General features: G+C 54.3%; 18 protein-coding genes. 8 read left to right on the top strand and 10 right to left on the bottom strand.

Annotated features, from left to right (window positions below; all coding sequences use genetic code 11):
* Window positions 1–149 precede the first annotated feature (149 nt).
* Entirely contained in the window at window positions 150–3,146 is a 2,997-nt protein-coding gene (locus MRY16398_RS25150) for an Eco57I restriction-modification methylase domain-containing protein (protein WP_125125404.1), read from the top strand.
* 687 nt (window positions 3,147–3,833) lie between these two features.
* Here MRY16398_RS25150 and MRY16398_RS25155 read toward each other — a convergent pair.
* Window positions 3,834–5,459, bottom strand: a complete 1,626-nt coding sequence (locus MRY16398_RS25155; protein ID WP_125125405.1) for an Eco57I restriction-modification methylase domain-containing protein — start codon at window positions 5,457–5,459, stop codon at window positions 3,834–3,836.
* A gap of 271 nt (window positions 5,460–5,730) precedes the next feature.
* On the opposite strand from MRY16398_RS25155, the gene tnaC reads away from it, so the two are divergent.
* From tnaC to mtr, 3 genes are all read left to right on the top strand, one after another.
* Complete coding sequence (tnaC, locus tag MRY16398_RS25160) at window positions 5,731–5,826, top strand: tryptophanase leader peptide (protein WP_072039686.1); 96 nt, start codon at window positions 5,731–5,733, stop codon at window positions 5,824–5,826.
* 124 nt (window positions 5,827–5,950) lie between these two features.
* Window positions 5,951–7,339, top strand: coding sequence for a tryptophanase (tnaA, locus tag MRY16398_RS25165; RefSeq protein WP_125125406.1), 1,389 nt, complete (start codon window positions 5,951–5,953; stop codon window positions 7,337–7,339).
* A 220-nt stretch (window positions 7,340–7,559) separates the two neighbouring features.
* Entirely contained in the window at window positions 7,560–8,804 is a 1,245-nt protein-coding gene (gene mtr / locus MRY16398_RS25170) for a tryptophan permease (RefSeq protein WP_071193542.1), read from the top strand.
* 82 nt (window positions 8,805–8,886) lie between these two features.
* Here mtr and MRY16398_RS25175 read toward each other — a convergent pair whose 3' ends face one another.
* Window positions 8,887–10,008, bottom strand: coding sequence for a ribosomal protein uL16 3-hydroxylase (locus tag MRY16398_RS25175; RefSeq protein ID WP_125125407.1), 1,122 nt, complete (start codon window positions 10,006–10,008; stop codon window positions 8,887–8,889).
* Window positions 10,009–10,219: 211 nt separating this feature from the next.
* Between MRY16398_RS25175 and MRY16398_RS25180 the strand changes: the two genes are divergently transcribed.
* Window positions 10,220–10,477, top strand: a complete 258-nt coding sequence (locus tag MRY16398_RS25180) for a zinc ribbon domain-containing protein (protein ID WP_125125408.1) — start codon at window positions 10,220–10,222, stop codon at window positions 10,475–10,477.
* 26 nt (window positions 10,478–10,503) lie between these two features.
* A complete protein-coding gene (locus tag MRY16398_RS25185; RefSeq protein WP_039076886.1) occupies window positions 10,504–11,076 on the top strand; it encodes a DUF1349 domain-containing protein in 573 nt (190 codons plus the stop codon).
* 120 nt (window positions 11,077–11,196) lie between these two features.
* On the opposite strand, the gene glgS is transcribed toward MRY16398_RS25185, so the two are convergent.
* On the bottom strand, window positions 11,197–11,403 hold the full coding sequence (gene glgS / locus MRY16398_RS25190; RefSeq protein WP_369943835.1) for a cell surface composition regulator GlgS: 207 nt from the start codon (window positions 11,401–11,403) through the stop codon (window positions 11,197–11,199).
* 398 nt (window positions 11,404–11,801) lie between these two features.
* Between glgS and MRY16398_RS25195 the strand changes: the two genes are divergently transcribed.
* Complete coding sequence (locus MRY16398_RS25195; protein WP_039076906.1) at window positions 11,802–12,059, top strand: YjhX family toxin; 258 nt, start codon at window positions 11,802–11,804, stop codon at window positions 12,057–12,059.
* Window positions 12,060–12,288: 229 nt separating this feature from the next.
* Window positions 12,289–13,050 carry an IclR family transcriptional regulator gene (locus MRY16398_RS25200; RefSeq protein ID WP_079497359.1) on the top strand — a complete coding sequence of 254 codons (762 nt, stop codon included), beginning with the start codon at window positions 12,289–12,291 and terminating at the stop codon, window positions 13,048–13,050.
* Between the two features lie 12 nt (window positions 13,051–13,062).
* On the opposite strand, the gene MRY16398_RS25205 is transcribed toward MRY16398_RS25200, so the two are convergent.
* The 7 genes from MRY16398_RS25205 to MRY16398_RS25235 form a co-directional block, all read right to left on the bottom strand.
* The gene (locus MRY16398_RS25205; RefSeq protein WP_125125409.1) at window positions 13,063–14,685 is read right to left on the bottom strand and encodes a glycoside hydrolase family 43 protein; all 1,623 of its coding nucleotides are present in this window, start codon (window positions 14,683–14,685) and stop codon (window positions 13,063–13,065) included.
* 10 nt (window positions 14,686–14,695) lie between these two features.
* A complete protein-coding gene (locus tag MRY16398_RS25210) occupies window positions 14,696–16,075 on the bottom strand; it encodes a glycoside-pentoside-hexuronide (GPH):cation symporter (RefSeq protein WP_125125410.1) in 1,380 nt (459 codons plus the stop codon).
* A 323-nt stretch (window positions 16,076–16,398) separates the two neighbouring features.
* On the bottom strand, window positions 16,399–18,366 hold the full coding sequence (locus MRY16398_RS25215) for a YjhG/YagF family D-xylonate dehydratase (protein WP_039076890.1): 1,968 nt from the start codon (window positions 18,364–18,366) through the stop codon (window positions 16,399–16,401).
* A 365-nt stretch (window positions 18,367–18,731) separates the two neighbouring features.
* Window positions 18,732–19,157, bottom strand: a complete 426-nt coding sequence (locus MRY16398_RS25220) for a hypothetical protein (RefSeq protein ID WP_108702104.1) — start codon at window positions 19,155–19,157, stop codon at window positions 18,732–18,734.
* Complete coding sequence (locus MRY16398_RS25225; protein ID WP_458575211.1) at window positions 19,135–19,473, bottom strand: polymorphic toxin type 44 domain-containing protein; 339 nt, start codon at window positions 19,471–19,473, stop codon at window positions 19,135–19,137. Before MRY16398_RS25225 ends, MRY16398_RS25220 begins: the two co-directional genes overlap by 23 nt.
* On the bottom strand, window positions 19,370–19,591 hold the full coding sequence (locus MRY16398_RS31330) for a hypothetical protein (protein WP_125125412.1): 222 nt from the start codon (window positions 19,589–19,591) through the stop codon (window positions 19,370–19,372). Before MRY16398_RS31330 ends, MRY16398_RS25225 begins: the two co-directional genes overlap by 104 nt.
* Window positions 19,573–20,553 (bottom strand): IS5-like element ISKpn26 family transposase, encoded by a 981-nt coding sequence (locus MRY16398_RS25235; RefSeq protein WP_000019441.1) that lies wholly within the window; start codon window positions 20,551–20,553, stop codon window positions 19,573–19,575. Before MRY16398_RS25235 ends, MRY16398_RS31330 begins: the two co-directional genes overlap by 19 nt.
* Window positions 20,554–20,578: the final 25 nt, after the last annotated feature.

The following is a 20,578-nucleotide window of genomic DNA, read 5'->3' on the forward strand; positions in this document are numbered from 1 at the left end:
GCATTGCCCCGCGTTTGCGGGGCTTTTTTTTGCCTGTCGCAAGCCGCCCCGGTTTCCAGGGAAAGACATCGTTGCGCGTATTGCCTATGATGATCCGCTTAGCGTAACGCCCACAGGGAAAATACCGCACGTCAGGATCGGGAAATCAGATGACAAAAATTGAGCAGCTTGAGCAACTGGTGGCGAAATATCAGAATGATTTGGCCTACTACCACTCCAGAAAATATAACGAAACGCAGCTACGAACTGATTTTCTCGATCCGCTGTTTACCCTTCTGGGTTGGGACATTATCAATGCCCAGGGTAAACCGACCAACGAGCGTGAAGTGCTGGTCGAAGAGGGATTAAAAGCGCGGATGGGGGAAAACGCGAAGAAACCGGATTACACCTTCCGTCTGTTCTCTGAGCGTAAATTCTTTGTCGAAGCCAAAAAGCCGAGCGTGGATATTACCCTCGACCCGGAACCGGCAAAACAGGTGCGACGCTACGGCTTTACCGGCAAATTAAAAATCTCGGTGCTGACTAATTTCGAATATACCGCCATTTATGACTGCTCCAATCCGGTAGAACAGAGCGACCAGACCAGCCACTCACGTATCAAACTGTATCACTACAGCGAACTGGCGGCCCATTTCGATGAAATTATGGCGCTAATTGGCCGTGATAGCGTCTATTCCGGGCAATTTGATAACGAATGGTCCGCCATTGAAAGCAAGATCCTGCGCTTTAGTGTCGACGATCTGTTCCTCCGGCAAATCAATCAATGGCGTTTATTGCTCGCCAGGGAGTTTCTCTCCCTCAAGCCCGGTCTGAATGAAGAAGAGATCAACGATCTGACGCAGAACTACATTAACTGCATTGTCTTTTTGCGCGTCTGTGAAGATCGTGACTTAGAAGCTTATGAGACACTCTGGTCTTTAGCGCAGAAACAGGATTACCAGGCGCTGGTGCAGACGTTGCAGGCCTCGGATCGCAAATATGACTCCGGCCTGTTCGCCCTCGACCATATTGCGGAGCTGATCAGTAATGATAATTCTGCGATTTGGGAGATCATCAATCAGCTCTATTTCCCACAAAGCACTTACTCCTTTGCGGTCTTTTCTTCCGATATTCTCGGCAGTATTTACGAGATCTTCCTGAGCGAAAAAATCAAAATTGGCCCCAACGGCGCGCCCGAAATTCGCCCTAAAGAGGAACATCTCGATCGCGATGTGGTGACCACACCGGTACACATCATTAAAGAGATTATCCGCAACACGGTAAGCGAATTTTGCCGGGGCAAAAACGATGAGCAGATCCTTAATGCTAAATTCGCCGATATCGCCTGCGGCTCGGGAGCCTTTCTTCTGGAGGTCTTTCAGTATCTCCAGGATACGCTGGTCGACTATTACATCAGGCACGATCGCACGAAGCTTCAACAGCTTTCGCCGCACAGCTTCAAACTGAAATTGTCGGTGAAAAAAGAGCTGCTCAGCCGCTGTATTTACGGTATCGATAAAGATTACAACGCGGTAAAAGCCTGTGCTTTTGGTCTGCTGCTCAAGTTGCTAGAAGGGGAATCGAAAGAGACGATTGGCGATGACAAACCCATCCTGCCGAAAATTCAGCGCAACATTATTTTCGGCAATAGTCTGGTGGATGCAAATGACGGGGTTGCGGCGGCGGACAGCTATAGCGTGAACCCGCTGCATATTGATGAAAACAGCTTCGATGTGATTGTCGGCAACCCTCCGTATATGGCAACGGAGCATATGAAGCAGTTCACCCCGGCCGAATTGCCTGTCTACAAAAAGAAATACCAGTCGGCTTACAAACAGTTCGATAAATACTTCCTGTTTGTTGAACGCGCCATGCAGTTGCTAAAAGAGGGTGGCTATCTGGGCTATATTCTTCCGTCCAAATTCACCAAAATCGGCGCGGGGAAAAACCTGCGTAAGCTGCTGGCGGATAACCGCTATCTGAGCAAACTGATTTCGTTTGGTTCGCATCAGGTCTTTCTCAATAAAACCACTTATACCTGCCTGCTGTGCCTGCAAAAATCGCCGCAGAATGAATTCGCTTTTTATGAAGTGAAAGACTTTAAAAAGTGGCTGACCCGTGAAGATAAATCGTCGCTGTTAAGTCTCCATTCGCCCGATAAGCTGGACTCCGACACTTGGGTGCTGGAGAAAGAAACGAACGATATTTTGCAGCGAATGTTCAGCAAGTCTGCCGAACTGGGGGAGATTCTGGGCAAAGGAGCCATTGCCAACGGTATCCAGACCAGCGCCAATGAATATTACGTACATAAAAGCCTGAAAACGGAAAATGGCTATGTCTGGTTCGTTTACGACGGCGTGGAATATTCCGTTGAAGAGGCCTTAACCCGCCCCTATTTTGAAACGCCACGCTCGGGTCAGGATAACTTCTACAGCTATAAAGATGTGGAGCCGAACGCCTTCGTCATTTACCCCTATCATAAGGTGGATGGCCGCATTCAGTTTATTGAGTACGACGATTTACGTGCCCTTTATCCGCAGACGTTCGCTTTTCTGCAGGTGGTCAAACCGCATCTTGATAATGGCAAGCGGTCGATAAAACCAGACCCGACAACGCCGCATGAGTGGTATCGCTATGGGCGCAGCCAGGCGCTGGAGAACTGCGATGTGCCGCAAAAAATTATCGTCGGCGTGCTGTCGAATGGCTACAAATACGCCATTGATAACCACCGGACGTTTGTCTCTTCCGGCGGCACCGCGGGCTACAGCATTATTAACGTTCCCGACGACTGCCCCTACTCCATTTACTATATTCAGGCGCTATTGACTTCCCGCCATCTGGAGTGGTTCGCATCGATTTATGGGGAGATTTTCCGCGGCGGCTTTATCGCCAGGGGCACCAAAATCCAGACCCGGATGCCGATTCCGACCATCCGCTTTGCCGACAGCGCGGACGCGGCGCGCCATGATGATATCGCCACTCTGCAAAGGCAGCTCAACCACCTGTATGCGCAGATTACGCAGGCATCCGCACGGGAAAAAATCGTTTATCAGCGCCAGTTTGACACCCAGCAGGCGCGGATAGATGCGTTGATTGCGGCGCTGTTTGATTTGGGTGAGCTGGACGAGAAAATCCCGTCGATAGAGGCGTTGTATAAGGGGCTGTGAGTGGTTTTCTCCCTCTCCCTCAGGGCTGAGGAATCCCCACAAAAATGCGAGCACGATCGGTCCCCTCTCCTCTTTGGGGAGAGGGTTAGGGTGAGGGGAATATGCAGCTCAGGTGGAGGGTTCCGTTCACCTTATGTTCATGGCGAAATGGACCACCCGAACACGTGAACGGGTAAAGGGGAACACCGCGTTCCCCTTTACAATCCCCGCGGCCCCGCAAAAAATCGGTGCTTCGCACTGCGTTCGCCTCCCGCCCCGCTGCCTGCGGTCGGTTTGACTCGAGTTACTCGCCCCATCCCTGGGGCTCGCCCTTCGGGCCAACGCGTTGCGTTGTTCAAAATCGTTCCAGACGATTTTGTCCTGTCTCGACAAACCTCAGTCCGCCATCCCTGGCGGCCTGACCTTGTCATCGGGTCTTCGTCTCACCGATTTCAGCGGGGACTCAACCCCCTCGCTACAAGCTCTGCGCCAAGGGGGCACAAAGATGTCGCTGTGGTTGTCATGTGGGAAAACGAGCCAGCCGTGGCTAAAAAGGTTGAAGACGTTCAGGCCGCACGAAATAGTCCCCTCTCCCTGTGGGGTGAGGAATCCCCACAAAAATGCGAGCACGAACGGTCCCCTCTCCTCTTTGGGGAGAGGGGGAAAACCAGTCGTAGCCCCGGTTAGCGAAGCGCCACCGGGGGAGGGTTATTTCCGTAACCGGCGATCCTTTAACTTTTCCCAGATCGCCATCAGCCTATCGTTATCACTTTTGCTAAAACCTAACGCCGCGAGGATCTTCTCGCCCTGGCTGCGGATCACGGCGGCGATCTCACCGGCTTTCACCTGCTGGTTGATACCCGCCAGATCGTGTTCCATCCCCTCAATAACCGGGATATACAGTTGTTCAATCTCCGACGGCACCAGCTCCAGCACGCCGCCACCGTAATAGCGCCCTTCCAGCTCAGCGGTAATGGCCGTCAGCGGATTTAAAAAGCTGCACACCAGATTTTCACTGCTGGTAAAGGTCGAACGCACACGATAGGCGGTATCGGTGGTGTAGGCTTCCGCCTGATTGAGGATTAAACGCGGCGCTTCATGGCAGCGTTTCAGCATGCCGATACTGGTGCTGTAAACCGAAGGGACCTTGTACCACGGCTTGCGAATGCGGCATTTATAGCGCGTGTGCAACTCCTGCGACTGGCCGAAAAGGATGTACTCCTTCACTTTTAACGGTAGCGCGTCGAACTCGTCGGCGATATACAGAAAATTAGTCGGCAAGCCGTCACGCTGGTTTTCCGCATGCTGGTTTGCATCGTACAAAATCCCCGGACAATGCTGGCTGCGGCCAAACATCGGATGGGCATAATCGGCCAGTTGATACTGCTCAACGGTCTGATTATCCACGAGGAAAAACTCATTCGCCCCGGTGACGATCCCCACGTCCACGGTGGCAATATCATTAAACTGATGCACCGACGCATGATTGATAAGCGACTGAATCAGCGCCAGCTCATCGCGCTCCAGCACCGCTTTGGTCCATTTCCCGGCGACGGTTTCCCCGTTGATCCCCGGCGTACGCGCAAAGAGCGCGTTGGGATCTTCGGCAAGGAAATCAAAGCCGTTAACGCTGACGATCCCCACACCTTCGGTTTCCTGCTGTGGATCGGTTTTCTTCTCAGCCAGGATGATCACCGCCCCCTGCAGGGTGTCTTCAAACCAGATCTCTTTCGGATCGATAATCACGATTTTCGAGCACACCTGCCCCGCGTAACTGCGCAGCGACTGCGCATGCATCACGTGAATGATTTCCGATGGGATCACCATGCCAAGCCGCCCGCCCTCTTTAAGCAGCGCCAGCGAAGAGAGCAAAAACGGGACCCAGGCATTGGTATGTTTGGTGAATTTCTGCTTGAGCTGTTTAAACACCAGCTCCGCCTGCACCTGAAATTCATTTTCGAGGAACTGGTAGCGGATAAACGGCGGGTTGCCTACCACGCCATCATAAAGCATATGGTTTTCAGCGAGTTGCTTATTGGCCCACACCAGGTAGTCGCCTTCGGTCACCGTCGCGTTGGAAAACCCCAGGGTCTCGCAGCGCTGCACGGCTTTTTGCGCCTCGATATCAAAAAGCTCAAAGCATTCCAGGTTGACCGCTTTATCGCCATTGTTGTTATGAATAGCCTGAATAAATGCACCATCACCGCAACTCGGTTCCAGCACGCTGGCCGGATGTGTGCTCAACACCCAGCGGGTCACGTAATCGGCTAAGTTTTGCGGCGTATAGTAACCACCCCGGAGTTTCTGGCTGGTCTGGTCTGCTTTGAATTTCATTCGTTACCTTTGAAAAGCCCGCGCGGTCAGTGCGCCGTTTCTGCGCGACATAGGGTACAGCCTTTGCTGCGATTCTCAAAGGATGAGGAAAACGGTAGCAAGCCCCTTAAATTCACAGGGTTATTGCGATTAAAAAAGTGAACGCAAAATGTGTCTGCCATCATATTTCACAGTGAATAGTTCTCTCAATAAACTATTTGTGAGTTTAATCGCGGATATTTTTTCATATTTATCTATTTTTAGTACTCCCGTAACGTCAGAGGACGCTGTAATGAAATACCGATTGAGTTACCGCCTCATTGCTCAGGGCGGTCTGAACGCCTGGTACAATCTCGATCCGCGCATTACCAACGACTTCCCTCGTTAATTCTCCGCTGCCCATTATTCATTAAAAAAATCAAACTCAACACGACGTTGAGCGATATTTTTATGCGCGCTTTATACCGCCGAAAATATCGTGACGTCGCAAGGCACGCTATTGGAGAAATATTATGAAACGCATCCCAGAACCTTTCCGCATTAAAATGGTTGAGAATATCCGCATGACCACTTACGACGACCGCGTCAAAGCGCTGGCCGAAGCCGGATATAACCCTTTCCTGCTTAATAGCGAGGATGTGTATATTGACCTGCTGACTGACTCTGGCACAGGGGCCATGAGTGATCGCCAGTGGGCCGGGCTGATGATGGGCGACGAAGCCTATGCAGGCTCACGTAACTACCAGAATTTATGCGCAAAAGTAAAAGAGATCATCGGCTATCCGTTCACCATCCCAACCCACCAGGGGCGCGGTGCTGAACAGATCCTCTTCCCGTCGCTGATCGCGCGCTGCAAATCGAAAAAACCGGTCTTTATTTCCAACTTCCACTTCGACACTACCGCCGCACATGTGGAACTGAACGGTGCGAAAGCCATCAACGTAGTGACGCCGAAAGCGTTCGATACCACCTCCTGGTACGACTGGAAAGGCAACTTCGATATCGCTCAACTGAAAGCGACCATCGCCGAGCAGGGTGCGGAAAACGTGGCGGCGATCGTCACCACCGTGACCTGTAACAGCTCCGGCGGCCAGCCGATTTCGCTGGCCAATATGCGTGAAGTCTACCAAATCGCGAAAAGTCATAAGATCCCGGTGGTCATTGACTCCGCGCGCTTCTGCGAAAACGCCTGGTTTATTAAGCAGCGCGAAGAGGGCTGCGCGGATAAATCGATTAAAGAGATCATCCGCGAGATGTATACCTATGGCGACATGCTGACCATGTCCGCGAAAAAGGATCCGCTGGTGAATATCGGCGGCATGTGCTGCTTCCGCGAAGACGAAGATCTGTTTAACGAAGTACGCATCCGCTGCGTGCCGATGGAAGGCTTTGTCACTTACGGCGGCCTGGCCGGACGCGATATGGAAGCGATGGCTATCGGCCTGGAAGAAGGCACCAACGAAGATTACCTCACCTACCGTATTGCACAGGTGGAGTATCTGGGCGAGCGTCTGCGCGAAGGCGGTATTCCGATCCAGTACCCGACCGGCGGCCACGCGGTGTTTGTCGATGCCAAACTGCTGCTGTCGCATATCCCGGCAGAACAGTTCCCGGCACATGCACTGAATAACGAGCTGTATCTGGAAGCGGGTATTCGTAGCGTGGAAATTGGCTCGCTGCTGTTAGGGCGCGACCCGGCCACCGGCCTGCAAAAACCGTCGCCGATGGAGCTGCTGCGCCTGACTATTCCGCGCCGCGTCTACACTAACGACCATATGGACTACATCGCTGATTCGCTGATTGCCGTGAAAAAACGCGCATCGTCCATCAAAGGCCTGACCTTCACCTATGAACCGCCGGTATTGCGCCACTTCGTGGCCCGTTTAAAACCGGTGGAATAAAACTCACCCGGACGCGCCTGCAACGGGCGCGTCTTTCCGATGTTACGCCTGAATAGCTCTACCCCAAATAATTCGAGTTGCAGAAAGTTAGCAAGAGCGTAAACCTCCTGGAGCTTACAGAAGGGGGAGTGCACGCCAACGCATATGCAACGTGAAAGATGACGGGTATATACGTCGCCCACTCGGGCGATGCGGAATATGACGTCTATGGAAACGTACTATGGCTACTCTATCAGTAACAAATAAAGCGCCATCGCTCGTTGGTGGCGCAATGATTATTGGTGGCACCATTATTGGCGCGGGCATGTTTTCTTTACCGGTTGTCATGTCTGGCTCATGGTTTTTTTGGTCACTGCTCGCATTAGTTTTTACCTGGTTTTGTATGTTGCATTCAGGATTAATGATTCTTGAAGCTAACCTGAATTATCATATTGGCGCCAGCTTCGACACTATTACCAAAGACCTTCTCGGTAATCGCTGGAATATTATTAACGGCCTTACCGTCGCGTTTGTTTTATATATTCTGACGTACGCTTATATTTCCGCCAGCGGCTCCGTTATTCACCATACCTTTTCACAAATGAATATCGACTTCCCGGCACGGCTGGGCGGCTTGTTATTCGCGCTGGTCGTGGCCTTTATTGTCTGGCTGAGCACACGGGCCGTCAGCCGCATGACCACCATTGTGCTGGGCGCCAAGATCCTCACCTTCTTTATGAGCTTTGGCGGGTTAATCTGGCACGTGCAGCCAGCGGTACTGTTTAACACCGCCGAAGTGAACCCCAGCTACCTGCCCTATCTCGTGATGACTCTGCCGTTCTGCCTGGCCTCGTTTGGGTATCACGGCAATGTGCCCAGCCTGATGAAATACTATGGCAAAGACCCGCTGACTATCCGCCGCTGCCTGCTGCTCGGTACGCTGATGGCGCTGGTTCTCTACGTTTTCTGGCTGGTCGGTACGATGGGTAATATTCCGCGCCCGGCATTTATTGATATCGCCGGGAAAGGCGGCAACATCGATGTGCTGGTACAGGCGCTGAGCGGTGTGCTGAACAGCCGCGGGCTGGATTTGCTGCTGACGGTGTTCTCAAACTTTGCCGTCGCCAGTTCGTTCCTCGGCGTGACGCTGGGGCTGTTCGACTATCTGGCGGATCTGTTTAAGTTTGACGACAGCCCGCAGGGGCGTTTTAAGACCGCGCTGGTCACATTCCTGCCGCCAATTATTGGGGGCGTGCTGTGGCCGAACGGGTTTATTTATGCGATTGGCTTTGCCGGATTAGCCGCGACTGTCTGGGCGGCGATTGTGCCAGCGCTGCTGGCCAGCGCATCGCGTAAACGCTTCGGCAGCCCGCATTATCGTGTGTGGGGCGGTAAAGCGATGATTATATTAATTCTCTGTTTCGGCGCGGGTAACGCTATTATTCACGTGCTTTCCAGCTTTCATCTGTTGCCGGTGTACCGCTAGTTTGCCCTCACCCTGCCCCTCTCCCACCGGGAGAGGGGATCAGGACCGTGGGCCGAACATGAGACCGCATCCGGGATGGCGATTATTCGTCGAAATACCAGTAGCCCTGGTTCACCAGCCCGGTCAGCTCGGCAATAAAGGTTGGGTTATTCAACGCCTCACCCAGCTCCTCTTTACCGATCAACAAATGGCGGCACAGCGCTTCTGCGGCTTTCGGCGCAACGGTATCGAAACGCTCGCTATTCACGAAGAAACAGTCGCTAACCTGGAACACGCGCAGCCCGCCCAGACGCGTCAGCACCTGGCCTTCCTGCAACGCTTCCAGCACTTCCTGCGGCTCATACGGCGGTTCAGCCGGGGCGATATCCAGCTCATGGCGCGGTGTAGTGATAAAACGGCCAAACCACTGCTTGAAATCCTCCGGCTGATTGAGCATCTCGATCATCATGCCGCGCAGACGCTCCAGCTCGTACTCTTCAACCCGCCCCGGATTTTCACGGCAGGTTAAATCCGGATCGGTGTAGTGATCGCCACCCAGATCTTTATCAACCGCATAATCAGCAAAGCTGCTGATCAGATCGCGGCCATTCGGCCCACGAAAACCGATGGAATAGTTAAACGCGGTCTCGTGGGTAATACCGTCGTGCGGGAATCCCGGCGGAATATAGAGAATATCGCCCGGCGCCAGGTCTTCATCAATGATCGGCTCAAATGGCTCAACGTGGAGCAGCGCCGGATGCGGACAGAACTCTTTCAGGGGCAATTTATCCCCTACACGCCAGCGGCGGCTGCCCATCCCCTGGATAATGAAAACATCGTACCAGTCGATATGCGGGCCAACGCCGCCGCCCGGTACGGAAAAAGAGATCATCAGATCGTCAAAGCGCCACTCCGGGATCGCACGGAACGGTTTAACCAGCTCGGCAGACGGCGCGTGCCAGTGGTTTACCGCCTGCGCCAGCAGCGACCAACCCGTTTCCCCCAGGCCATCGAAATGTTCGAACGGGCCGTTACTGGCTTGCCATTCACCGTTGAAATGGCTGACGAGGCGGCTGTCGACTTCCACTTCCATCGCCAGGCCTGCCAGCTCATCTGGGGTGATCGGATCAACAAAGTTCGCAAATGCGTTTTTCAATACAACCGGCTTTTTCTGCCAGTATTTCTCTAAAAATTCAGGCCAGTTAAGGTTTAGTTGGTAAGCCATGGGGTCACACCTGTGGAATGATAAGCGGCCGTGATTATGTGAGGGATCGGCGGGATTTACTTTGTCGGTGGTCAAGGGTTAGACGTAAGCAGGATCACGCTAGCACAACTGAAAATCCACTTTTTATTTGTGGTTATATGATCGTGCGGCACTTCTGCCCTGGCGAAAATATGTACATTTATTGTTCATCTCATCAAACAAGGAGTGTCCTATGTCCCAACATGAAGCGTGCTGCCATTCCTGCGGAATGCCGCTTTCCGCCCCCGACGCCCTGGGGCCGAGCGACAAATACTGCAAGTATTGCACCGACAGCGAAGGCAATCTTAAATCCTGGGAGGAGGCGGTAGCCGGACTTGCAGGCTATCTTGATTCATGGCAACACGTCGGGCCGGAAGAGTCACGCAAGCGCGCGGTGCGCTATCTGACGGCCATGCCGGCCTGGGCAGACAAAGCGCAGGGGCCGGTATAACACGCAAAAGACAAAGGAGAAGCGTCATGCACGAGGAGTTTCAATGGGTTAACGAACCTGCCCAATGGCAATGTGAAGAGGGTGTTCTGTCGGTTGTCACCGATGATCACACCGATTTCTGGCACAAAACCTGGTACGGTTTCGAACGCTTCTCCGGTCATCTGTTCGCCAAAGAGGTCGCTGAGGATTTTACCTTTCAGGTCAAAATCTGTGCGGAATTCACCACCCTTTATGACCAGGCGGGCATTATGTTGATGACCGATAACCGCCACTGGCTGAAGGCGGGTATTGAATTCAACGATGGCGCCCCCGCTATCGGCAGCGTGCTGACACTGGACTATTCCGACTGGGCGACGGGGATTTTTCCGGGCAACCCGCGCGAATTCTGGCTGCGTCTGACGCGTAAAGATGACGCCCTGCGTCTGCAATATTCGACGGATGGTCTGAGCTGGCCGTTGCTGCGTTTGTGCCCTTTTCCCGCCGGAAAGGTGAAGGTCGGGGTAATGTGCTGCACGCCGGAGCGGCAAGGATTAGCGGTGAAATTCAGCGACATGACGTTAACACCGCCGCTCAATAAGTCCTTGCACGATCTCAGTTGATAATCACGGCATCTGGTTTTCAAAGAAATGTGACAGGCAGAGAGGAGAAGTGGCAACAGACCGCAAGAACCCCCCTAAGCCAGAAAACGCAACGGGCCGCCAGGCCCGTTGTGGATATCGCTATTGCAGTTCCTTCACTCTGGCGCGCTGCGCCTGTTTGCAATAATGGTCGTAATGTTCCTGGAACCACTGTTTCTGCTCTTCGGTCATATTGCCGGTAACGGCATCAATATCAACTGGCTGGCCCATCGCATACATACGGGCAAAACTGCGGGCCAAAAAATCAAAATTCTTCACTGCGTTCAGGTCTTGTCTTTTCATTCGCATACTCCTTCAGTCCGCCGACGTGCTGTGTAAGGCCATATGCATCTCTGTCTTAAGTATTATCTTATAAATGAACATTTCATAAGCATTGCGTGCCTTCACAACGACCCGATTGTCCATAACGTCGCCTTGCGCACAGAGTGAAAAAAAGCGTGCCACTGAGTACCCACATAGATCACACTCCTTAAGCAAAATAATTCCCTTATAGATGTTGCGTGTTAACATTGACTGGATAAATATTTCTTAGCGAATACCGAGGCTTCGATGCTGGAGAATGCAACCATCTGATAATCAGCTTTCCGACCCGTGCGGCCGGGCTGGTTATCACTGCGCTAAACACTCGCGCTAACACCCCAGGGTGTTGGCAGGTTTTGCACAAGATGATTACAGGCATTTTCAGCATGAATATTTCCCGTCAGGAACAACGTACCCTGCACGTCCTTGCCAAAGGCGGACGTATCGTTCATACCCGCGACACCTCCGGGCGCGTCACCGCCGTTGAGTGTTATACCCGTGAAGGGCTATTGCTCAGCGACTGCACGCTCGCCGTCTTCAGGAAACTGAGAAGCAAAAAACTCATCCGCTCGGTAAATGGTCAGCCCTATCGCATTAACCGTACCGGTCTGAGCAATGTCCGTGCACAGTTGGACAACCAATAATTGGTGTTAAGCAATCCCCACCCGCGCAGGTGGGGATTACCTGGCAAGTCGGCGACCAGGTTAAAACCCTGGGCTATCGCCGTGCGCTGATAGTACCCGCCCGCCCACTGGCAGCAAGGGAGGAACAGCACGCTGTAGCCGTTTTGATAACACTAGCCCCCGCCATTGCTTTTCCCCGGTGAAAATAGTACGGTCACACGCAGAGAATTCCTCGTGAATGGTAAAAATTATGCCGATAATTCAGTCTGTTGAACGTGCTTTGCAGATCCTCGACCTGTTTAACGATCAGGCGACGGAACTCAAAATCACCGAGATAAGCAAACAGATGGGATTAAGCAAAAGCACCCTTCACTCGCTGCTCAAAACGCTTCAACTTCATGGCTATATCGATCAAAACCCGGATAACGACAAATATTGTCTGGGGATGAAACTGGTGGAGCGCGGCCACTTTGTCGTGGGCACCATGGACATTCGCCAGAAAGCGAAAAGCTGGCTGTCCGCCCTTTCCCATGAGACGGGGCAGACGACCCACCTGGGGATTCTGGACGGCAACGAAGGCGTTTACATAGAAAAAATCGAAGGTAAGCAGGCGGCCATCGCCTATTCACGCATTGGCCGCCGCCTGCCGGTACACGCCACGGCCATTGGCAAGGTGCTGCTGGCCTGGCTTGGGGACGAGGAACTTAACGCCATACTGGACGGGTATGCGTTCACGCGCTTTACGCCAGCCACCCTGACCGATCGCGACGCGCTGCTGGCCGCGCTGGCACAAACCCGCCACAACCATTACGCACTCGATAACGAAGAGAACGAGCCGGGCGTGCGCTGCATCGCGGTGCCGGTATGGAACCACGAATCGCGGGTTATCGCCGCGCTCAGCCTCTCCACCCTCACCTCGCGGGTTAACGACGATCAACTGGCCGCCTGCCGCCAGAAGCTGATGGAGGCCGGGCTGGGGCTGTCAAAAACGCTGGGCTACCGCGAACGCTAGCCCGCCGTCCTGCTACGCCTCGGGCTGATAGGTAAACGAGGCGAAATCAGCATGGCAACCGTCGCCGCTGATATCCTCGCAGTGCAGGCCAACAAACGCCCCGGTAAAGAAGCCCCTACCGCCAATATAGTCATCCGACAGCTTCCACGCCTCAAAGGTCAGCGGAATGGCCTGCCAGTTTTCCCCATCAAATGAATAGCTGTAACGGTACTCAAGCTGATCGACATCCACCCGCAGCCAGACGTACTCCGCGCTCTGGGGCACTTCAATCGGGTTATCGTACAGGTGCCAGTGGGCCACGTTATGGTCGAGCCGGATAATTTTCAGCGTCCGCCCGCGCCCCTCTTCATAGTCCATAAAGCAGTACGACCAGTTTTTGCTGTTGTAATAGCAGGTCAGCCCGGCACTCTGCTGGAAGTGGCGCGGCGAAAAGGCCATCTGCGTTTCGGCGCGAAAACGGAAATGCTGCCAGCGGCGGGCCACCGTTGACTGGGTAAAGGTGGAGTTGAGCGAGTCATTGCCGTAGAGGCGCAAAAAGCCGGGACGGGCAGTGAGCGAACCTAACTGCTCATCAAACGGAATACGCAACGTTTGCAATTCCGGGTCGAGCCGTTCGCTGTCGAAGTCTGTGCGCCATGCGCCTGTGCCTGCGCCTGCGCCAGGCTGCTCCGTCATCCGTGGCCCCGGCACCGTCAGCGCCGCATGTTTGCCCCCCTCAACGTAAGGCCAGCCATCACGCCATTCGATGCGGGTTATCCCCGTCTCGCGCCCGAGCGGGCAGTATCCGCGCCCGCCAGCCGCCAGCCGTGGAATGCCCGGCAGATGCAGCGGCCGGCTGGTCAGATACGCCATATACCATTCGCCGGTATGGGTCTCCAGCAGTGAGCCGTGGCCGCTTTTTTGCAGCGGATTTTCCGGCAGGTGCCAGCTCGTCATCATCGTCACATCCGGGTGCAGCTCATAAGGACCGTTAATGTCCTTCGCCCGCAGCACCACCACCGCATGTTCGTAGCTGGTGCCCCCTTCCGCCACCAGCAGATAGTAGTAGCCGTCGCGGCGATAAATATGCGCCCCTTCGGTATAACCCAGCGGCGTACCGGTGAAGAGCGTGGAACGCTGCGGTGAGAGGGTGTGTGTGTCGACAAAAAATTCCTGCATCACAATGGTGTTATGGGGGTTGCTGTGATGGCGCGGCCCCCACGGGCGATAGATGTAATATTTGCGCCCGTCCGTATCGTGGAACAGCGACGGGTCGAACCCACCGTTGCCCATGGGAATAGGGTCGCTCCACGGCCCCTCCACCGAGGGGGCGGTGACCAGGAAGTTGCGGCCATTTTTCCACGGCGAATCGACAATTTTCACGTCGGTGTAGAGCAGCCAGAACTTGCCGTCGGCGTAGCTCAGGCAGGGTGCCCAGATGCCGCCGGAGTCCGGGTTACCTTTCATATCCAGCAGCGCCACGCTGTCGAGCGGTGTACTCACCAGCGCCCAGTTTTTCAGGTCGCGAGAGTGGTAAATACGTACGCCGGGGAACCACTCAAACGTGGAGGTGGCGATGTAGTAATCCTCCCCCACGCGGCACAGTGACGGGTCCGGGTTGAAGCCGGTCAGGATCGGGTTTTCAATCTGGTACATGGTTCTCTCCTCAGTTCACCGCCGCCGCGGCATCGGCAGGCTGCGTTGCAGGGTGCGCAGCACGTTGACGTTGCAGTTGCTGGCTGATCTCTTCCACCCGTTTGCTGCTCAGTTTGTAGAACGACAGCAGCGTAAACATGCCGACGTAGAGCACCACCGGAACAATGCAGAAGAGGATTTTAATGGTGGTCAGGACGTTATCCGGCTGTACGGCGTTGCTTGCCGAGTAGCTGGAGAACGCGAGGATCCAGCCCACCAGCGCGCCGCCAATCGCCAGGCCGATTTTCAGGCTGAACAGGTAGGTGGAGAAGACCAGACCGTCGAGACGGCGCCCGCTGCGGCTCTCTTCATAATCGACCACATCGGAGGCCATCAGCCATTGCAGCGGCGTGGTGGTGTTAAAGACAAACAGGAACAGAATATTGAGCGCGAAAATCAGCGCGATATTGTCTGAGGGAATAAAGAAAATGCTCAGACTGATCAGGGAATAAATGCCAATGATCCACTTGAACGAGGTCACGCGGTCGAAGCGCCCGAGCAGGCGAGATGAGCACAGGGAGCCGAACATGGTCGCCAGGCTACCGTAAAGCAGGAACTGCGTTGCCAGCTCCGGGTGGTCCATTACGTACTTCACAAAATAGAGCGTCGCGCCACCGCGCACCACGTTGGAGCCGGTCGCCATCATTTTAAAGGCGCACATAATTCGCCACTGACTATTACCCATTAAGAGTTTCAGGTATTTCTTAACGGAAGCGCCCGGCTGAACGTCGAAGGTATAACGTTCTTTGGTGGTAAAGAAGCAGACAAACAACAAGATAACACCGCAAATACCCAGCACACACATCGCGCCAAAATATCCCACCTGCTCATTGCCTTTGCCGATAATATTTACCAGCGGCAGGGCAATACCGCTGATGGCTAATGAACCAGCGGCGGCGAGGAAAAAGCGCCAGGATTGTAACGCGTGGCGCTCTTTTGGATCAGAGGTAATAACGCCAGGCATGGCGCAATAGGGAACGTTAACGAAGGTATATACCAGCGTCAGTAAAATATAGGTAATCGAGGCGTAGATAATTTTCCCCTGTGCGGAGAAATCCGGCGTATAGAACGTTAATACGCAGACGATACCAAACGGGATCGCGCCCCACAGCAGATACGGGCGGAACTGGCCGTAGCGGGTACGTGTACGGTCAACCACCAGCCCCATCAGCGGGTCGGTTACCGCATCCAGCACGCGCGAAATTAAAAACAGCGTGCCCATGACGCCCGCAGACAGGCCAAAGACGTCGGTATAAAAGTACGCCAGCAAAAACATGGTGGCCTGCCAGACAAAACCGCAAGCGGTATCCCCCAGCCCGTAGCCGATTTTATCTTTCATCGTTAATTGCATGTCTACCTCCAGTCATATGAGAGGGATGGATTGCGAACGGCCGGGACCTACAAAATAAAATGCGTGCAGTGCATTTTGCGAGGAATACACCCTTTATTCGTACGCTTATTAGATGTTCAGTGCGGATTTGATTCTAGGAAGGAATATATGCAGCAACAATTATCAATTTTGCTTTCGCAATTATGTATTTTAGCTTCTGTGATAGCGATACATTTTATATGGTGACAGAAACAGTTATTTCTCCCGTGAGGGATACTTTATTTCGTAATATTTTTTAGCCGCCGAAACATTTATTCGGCGGCCCGGAAAATTCGTTTAATTATTTAAAGACCCAGCGCTTTTTTACCGGCATTGATCACCTCAATAATTTTATCCGTGTCGTACACGCACCCTTTCCAGGTGCCACCGCTCACCGCCTGGAGCGCCGCCCACAGGCGGGTGTCGTCAGGCAGGAAGTCATGCGCTTTCAGTTCCGGGTGCAGCTCGCGCTGTGCCAGTACCACTGCGCCCTCTTCCGGCGTCAGGCGCGCCTCCGCTGTGCCGATAAAGTTCACGCTTCCTGCCAGTGACAGGCGATCAACAATAATCTCGATCACATCGCCGCTGCGAAGCTTGCCAATCGGCCCGCCCGCCAGCGCTTCCGGCGCAACGTGCCCCAGGCAGGCCCCGGTCGAGACACCGGAGAAACGCGCATCGGTAATCAGCGACACGGTTTTCCCCCACGAGATATGTTTCAGCGCCGAGGTAAGCTGGTAGGTCTCTTCCATGCCGGTGCCGGAGGGCCCGCCACCGATAATGACCATGATATCGCCCTGCTTGATCTGCCCCTGCTTGATGGCTTTGATGGCCGCCTCTTCCGAGACAAAGACCCGCGCCTCGCCGGTATGGCGATAGACGCCGTCGTCGTCCACCACTGACGGATCGATGGCCGTGGCTTTAATGACCGAGCCATCCGGCGCTATGTTGCCCACCGGGAAGGCCACCGTGGAGGTCATCCCTTTGGCTTTCGCCCCTTCCGGCGAGAGGATCACCTCATCCGGCTCCACGCCGTCCTGCTCGCGCAGGCACTGGCGGAACTTCGCGCGGCGCTCGGAGTGCTCCCACCAGTCGAGGTTTTCGCCCAGCGTCTGCCCGGTTACCGTCATCACATCTTCATGCAGCAGCCCCAGCCGACGCAGGTGGAGCATCACTTCCGGTACGCCGCCCGCAAGGAACGCGCGCACCGTCGGGTGATAGTCCGGCCCGTTGGGCAGCACACTCACCAGGCGCGGCACTTTGCGGTTGATGGCGCTCCACTGCGCCACGTCCGGCATACGGCATTTGGCCGCATGGGCGATGGCGGGGATATGCAGCAACAGGTTGGTGGAGCCGCCAAAGGCCGCGTGCACCACCATCGCATTTTCGATGGCTTTGTCGGTGAGGATGTCGCGGGCGGTAATGCCCTTCTCATCCAGCGCCATGACCGCGCGCGCCGACTGGCGGGCAATTTCCAGCCAGACGTCCTGGCCCGATGGCGCGAGCGCCGAGTGCGGCAGCGCCAGCCCTAACGCTTCGGCCACCACCTGCGAGGTGCCCGCAGTGCCGAGGAACTGGCAGCCGCCGCCGGGGGAAGCACAGGCGCGACAGCCCAGCTCGGAGGCCTCTTTGAGGCTCAGTTCGTTGTTGGCGTAACGCGCGCCGATGGTCTGTACCTTTCCGGCGTCTTCGCCAAAGGTGGGCGGCAGGGTCGCCCCGCCCGGCACGAGGATCACCGGCAGATCGTGCATGGAGGCCAGCGCGATCATTGTGGCGGGCAGGCCTTTATCGCAGGTGGCGACGCCGATCACCGCCCGGCGCGTTGGCAGCGAGCGGATCAGGCGGCGAAAAACAATGGCCGCATCGTTACGGTACGGCAGGGAGTCGAACATGCCGTGGGTGCCCTGGGAGCGGCCATCGCACGGGTCGCTGACAAAGGCGGCGAACGGGATGCCGCTCAGGCGGGTGATCTCTTTTGCCGCCGCCGACATTTGCAGGCCAATCTCCCAGTGCCCGGTGTGATAACCCAGCGCAATGGGGCGACCGTCCGAGTGACGGATGCCGCCCTGGGTGCCAATCAGCAGGACTTCTCTGCCGGTGAGTTTGTTGGCATCCCAGCCCATACCGGCATTTTGCGTCATACCGAACAGGTTGCCGCTGGGGGATTCGAGCAGCATTTGCGGGGTGAGCGGCAGCGCGCCCTGCGGCCCGGCAGCGTGAGTTTTCACCGCATAGAATTGTTCATCCTGCGGCGTAAAAATGGTGTCGATGGACATTGTCGTATTCTCCCGGTCAACCGCGTTCAAAGAACGGCTGGCGACATCTTTTTGGAAGTTGTTCTACATTATAGAACAACGTTCTTATAATTTGATTCACTGTAATCCAGGTGTTGCACAGAGGTAAATCAGAGAGACGGGGAGACTGCGCTTTTTTGAGGCTTGATCACAAAATGGGCGGCAACGGGATGTAATGGGGGGCTGTGGGAGAGGCAATCGGGTCAGAAGGACGATATAACCGGGTTCAGCGGGCTAAATTTGTGGCCTTGTTTAACGACGTACCAGCGTTAAGGCTGGCACGGTTAGGGGATGACAGTGTTTTACAGGGGCGCACCTCGCCATGATACGACCGCTATTGTCTGGAGTTAGTTAGTTGCCTGAAAATTAATGTGCGGCAACGTCGCGTCACCATTCGCTTCATAGACAATGGAATTGCTGAATGAAAATACCCGGCCACTGTACCTGATATTAATGGTGTTACCCTCAGCACTCACGTTCGCTGCGCTACCGGCAGCAACCAGGAATGGCACCTGCTTTGCGAGGCTTGCTGTTATATTGCCTTCCAGCTTCCCGGATAAATAATACCGATAAGAGTCAGCCACCGTCGCACCACCACCTGAATATTCCGTGACATAAAGCCAGGTGCTATCGTTAATTTTCTGCGAGCTAACCAGTTTGTCATCTGCCCTGTTATCGCCACCGGCATTGAGCATGACAAAACCAATGACAATGATCAGCAAGATGAGAGTTAGCGCATAATGAAACCACTTAATAACCGTTTTCAATGGCATATTTGATCCCTTCCTTTATCCAGTACTGATCCTGTGGATCATCGCGATAAGGTGCGTCTTTATACCATGTACCCCATTCTGGCCTTGAAGTTCTCGCTCGGCTCTGTGCCCAACCAGCCCCCATTAAAAGAATCTCTGCGGGAATACCAGCCGCATATCCCGCAGCGCCAAAATTAAAATTCCCAAATGCTGCCCAATAGGGATCAAATTGCTTATAGTCCCAGGGTCCCTTGTTGCGGACTTTCTGATAAAACCAGTAATAAGTTAAGGAAGGTGCGAATAAGCAGGTCATTTCTTCCCAAGCTGACTCGCTGATTAAAATTTCGCGGATCTGGGCCGATTTTTTTCCCGCAAACACATCGAATCAGCCTATTTAGGCTATTTTTTCCACCATTTCTGGCGTTATTTCCGGTTTTTACTGAGATCTCTCCCACTGACGTATCATTTGGTCCACCCGAAACAGGTTGGCCAGGGTGAATAACATCGCCAGTTGGTTATCGTTTTTCAGCAGCCCCTTGTATCTGGCTTTCACGAAGCCGAACTGCCGCTTGATGATGCGAAACGGGTGCTCCACCTTGGCACGGATGCTGGCTTTCATGTATTCGATGTTGATGGCCGTTTTGTTCTTGCGCGGATGCTGCTTCAAGGTTTTTACCTTGCCGGGACGCTCGGCGATCAGCCAGTCCACATCCACCTCGGCCAGCTCCTCGCGCTGTGGCGCTCCTTGGTAGCCGGCATCGGCTGAGACAAATTGCTCCTCTCCATGAAGCAGATTACCCAGCTGATTGAGGTCATGCTCGTTGGCCGCGGTGGTGACTAGGCTGTGGGTCAGGCCACTCTTGGCATCGACACCAATGTGGGCCTTCATGCCAAAGTGCCACTGATTGCCTTTCTTGGTCTGATGCATCTCCGGATCGCGTTGCTGCTCTTTGTTCTTGGTAGAGCTGGGTGCCTCAATGATGGTGGCATCCACCAAAGTGCCTTGGGTCATCATGACGCCTGCTTCGGCCAGCCAGCGATTGATGGTCTTGAACAATTGACGGGCCAGTTGATGCTGCTCGAGCAGGTGGCGGAAATTCATGATGGTGGTGCGATCCGGCAGGGCGCTATCCAGGGATAATCGGGCAAACAGGCGCATGGAGGCGATTTCGTACAGGGCATCTTCCATGGCACCGTCGCTCAGGTTGTACCAATGCTGCATGCAGTGAATACGCAGCATGGTCTCCAGCGGATAGGGCCGTCGGCCATTGCCCGCCTTGGGATAAAACGGCTCGATGACAGCGGTCATATTCTGCCATGGCAGAATCTGCTCCATGCGGGAGAGGAAAATCTCTTTTCGGGTCTGACGGCGCTTAGTGCTGAATTCACTATCGGCGAAGGTGAGTTGATGGCTCATGATGTCCCTCTGGGATGCGCTCCGG

The organism is Phytobacter sp. MRY16-398, assembly GCF_003925915.1.
Taxonomy (GTDB): Bacteria; Pseudomonadota; Gammaproteobacteria; order Enterobacterales; family Enterobacteriaceae; genus Phytobacter; species Phytobacter diazotrophicus.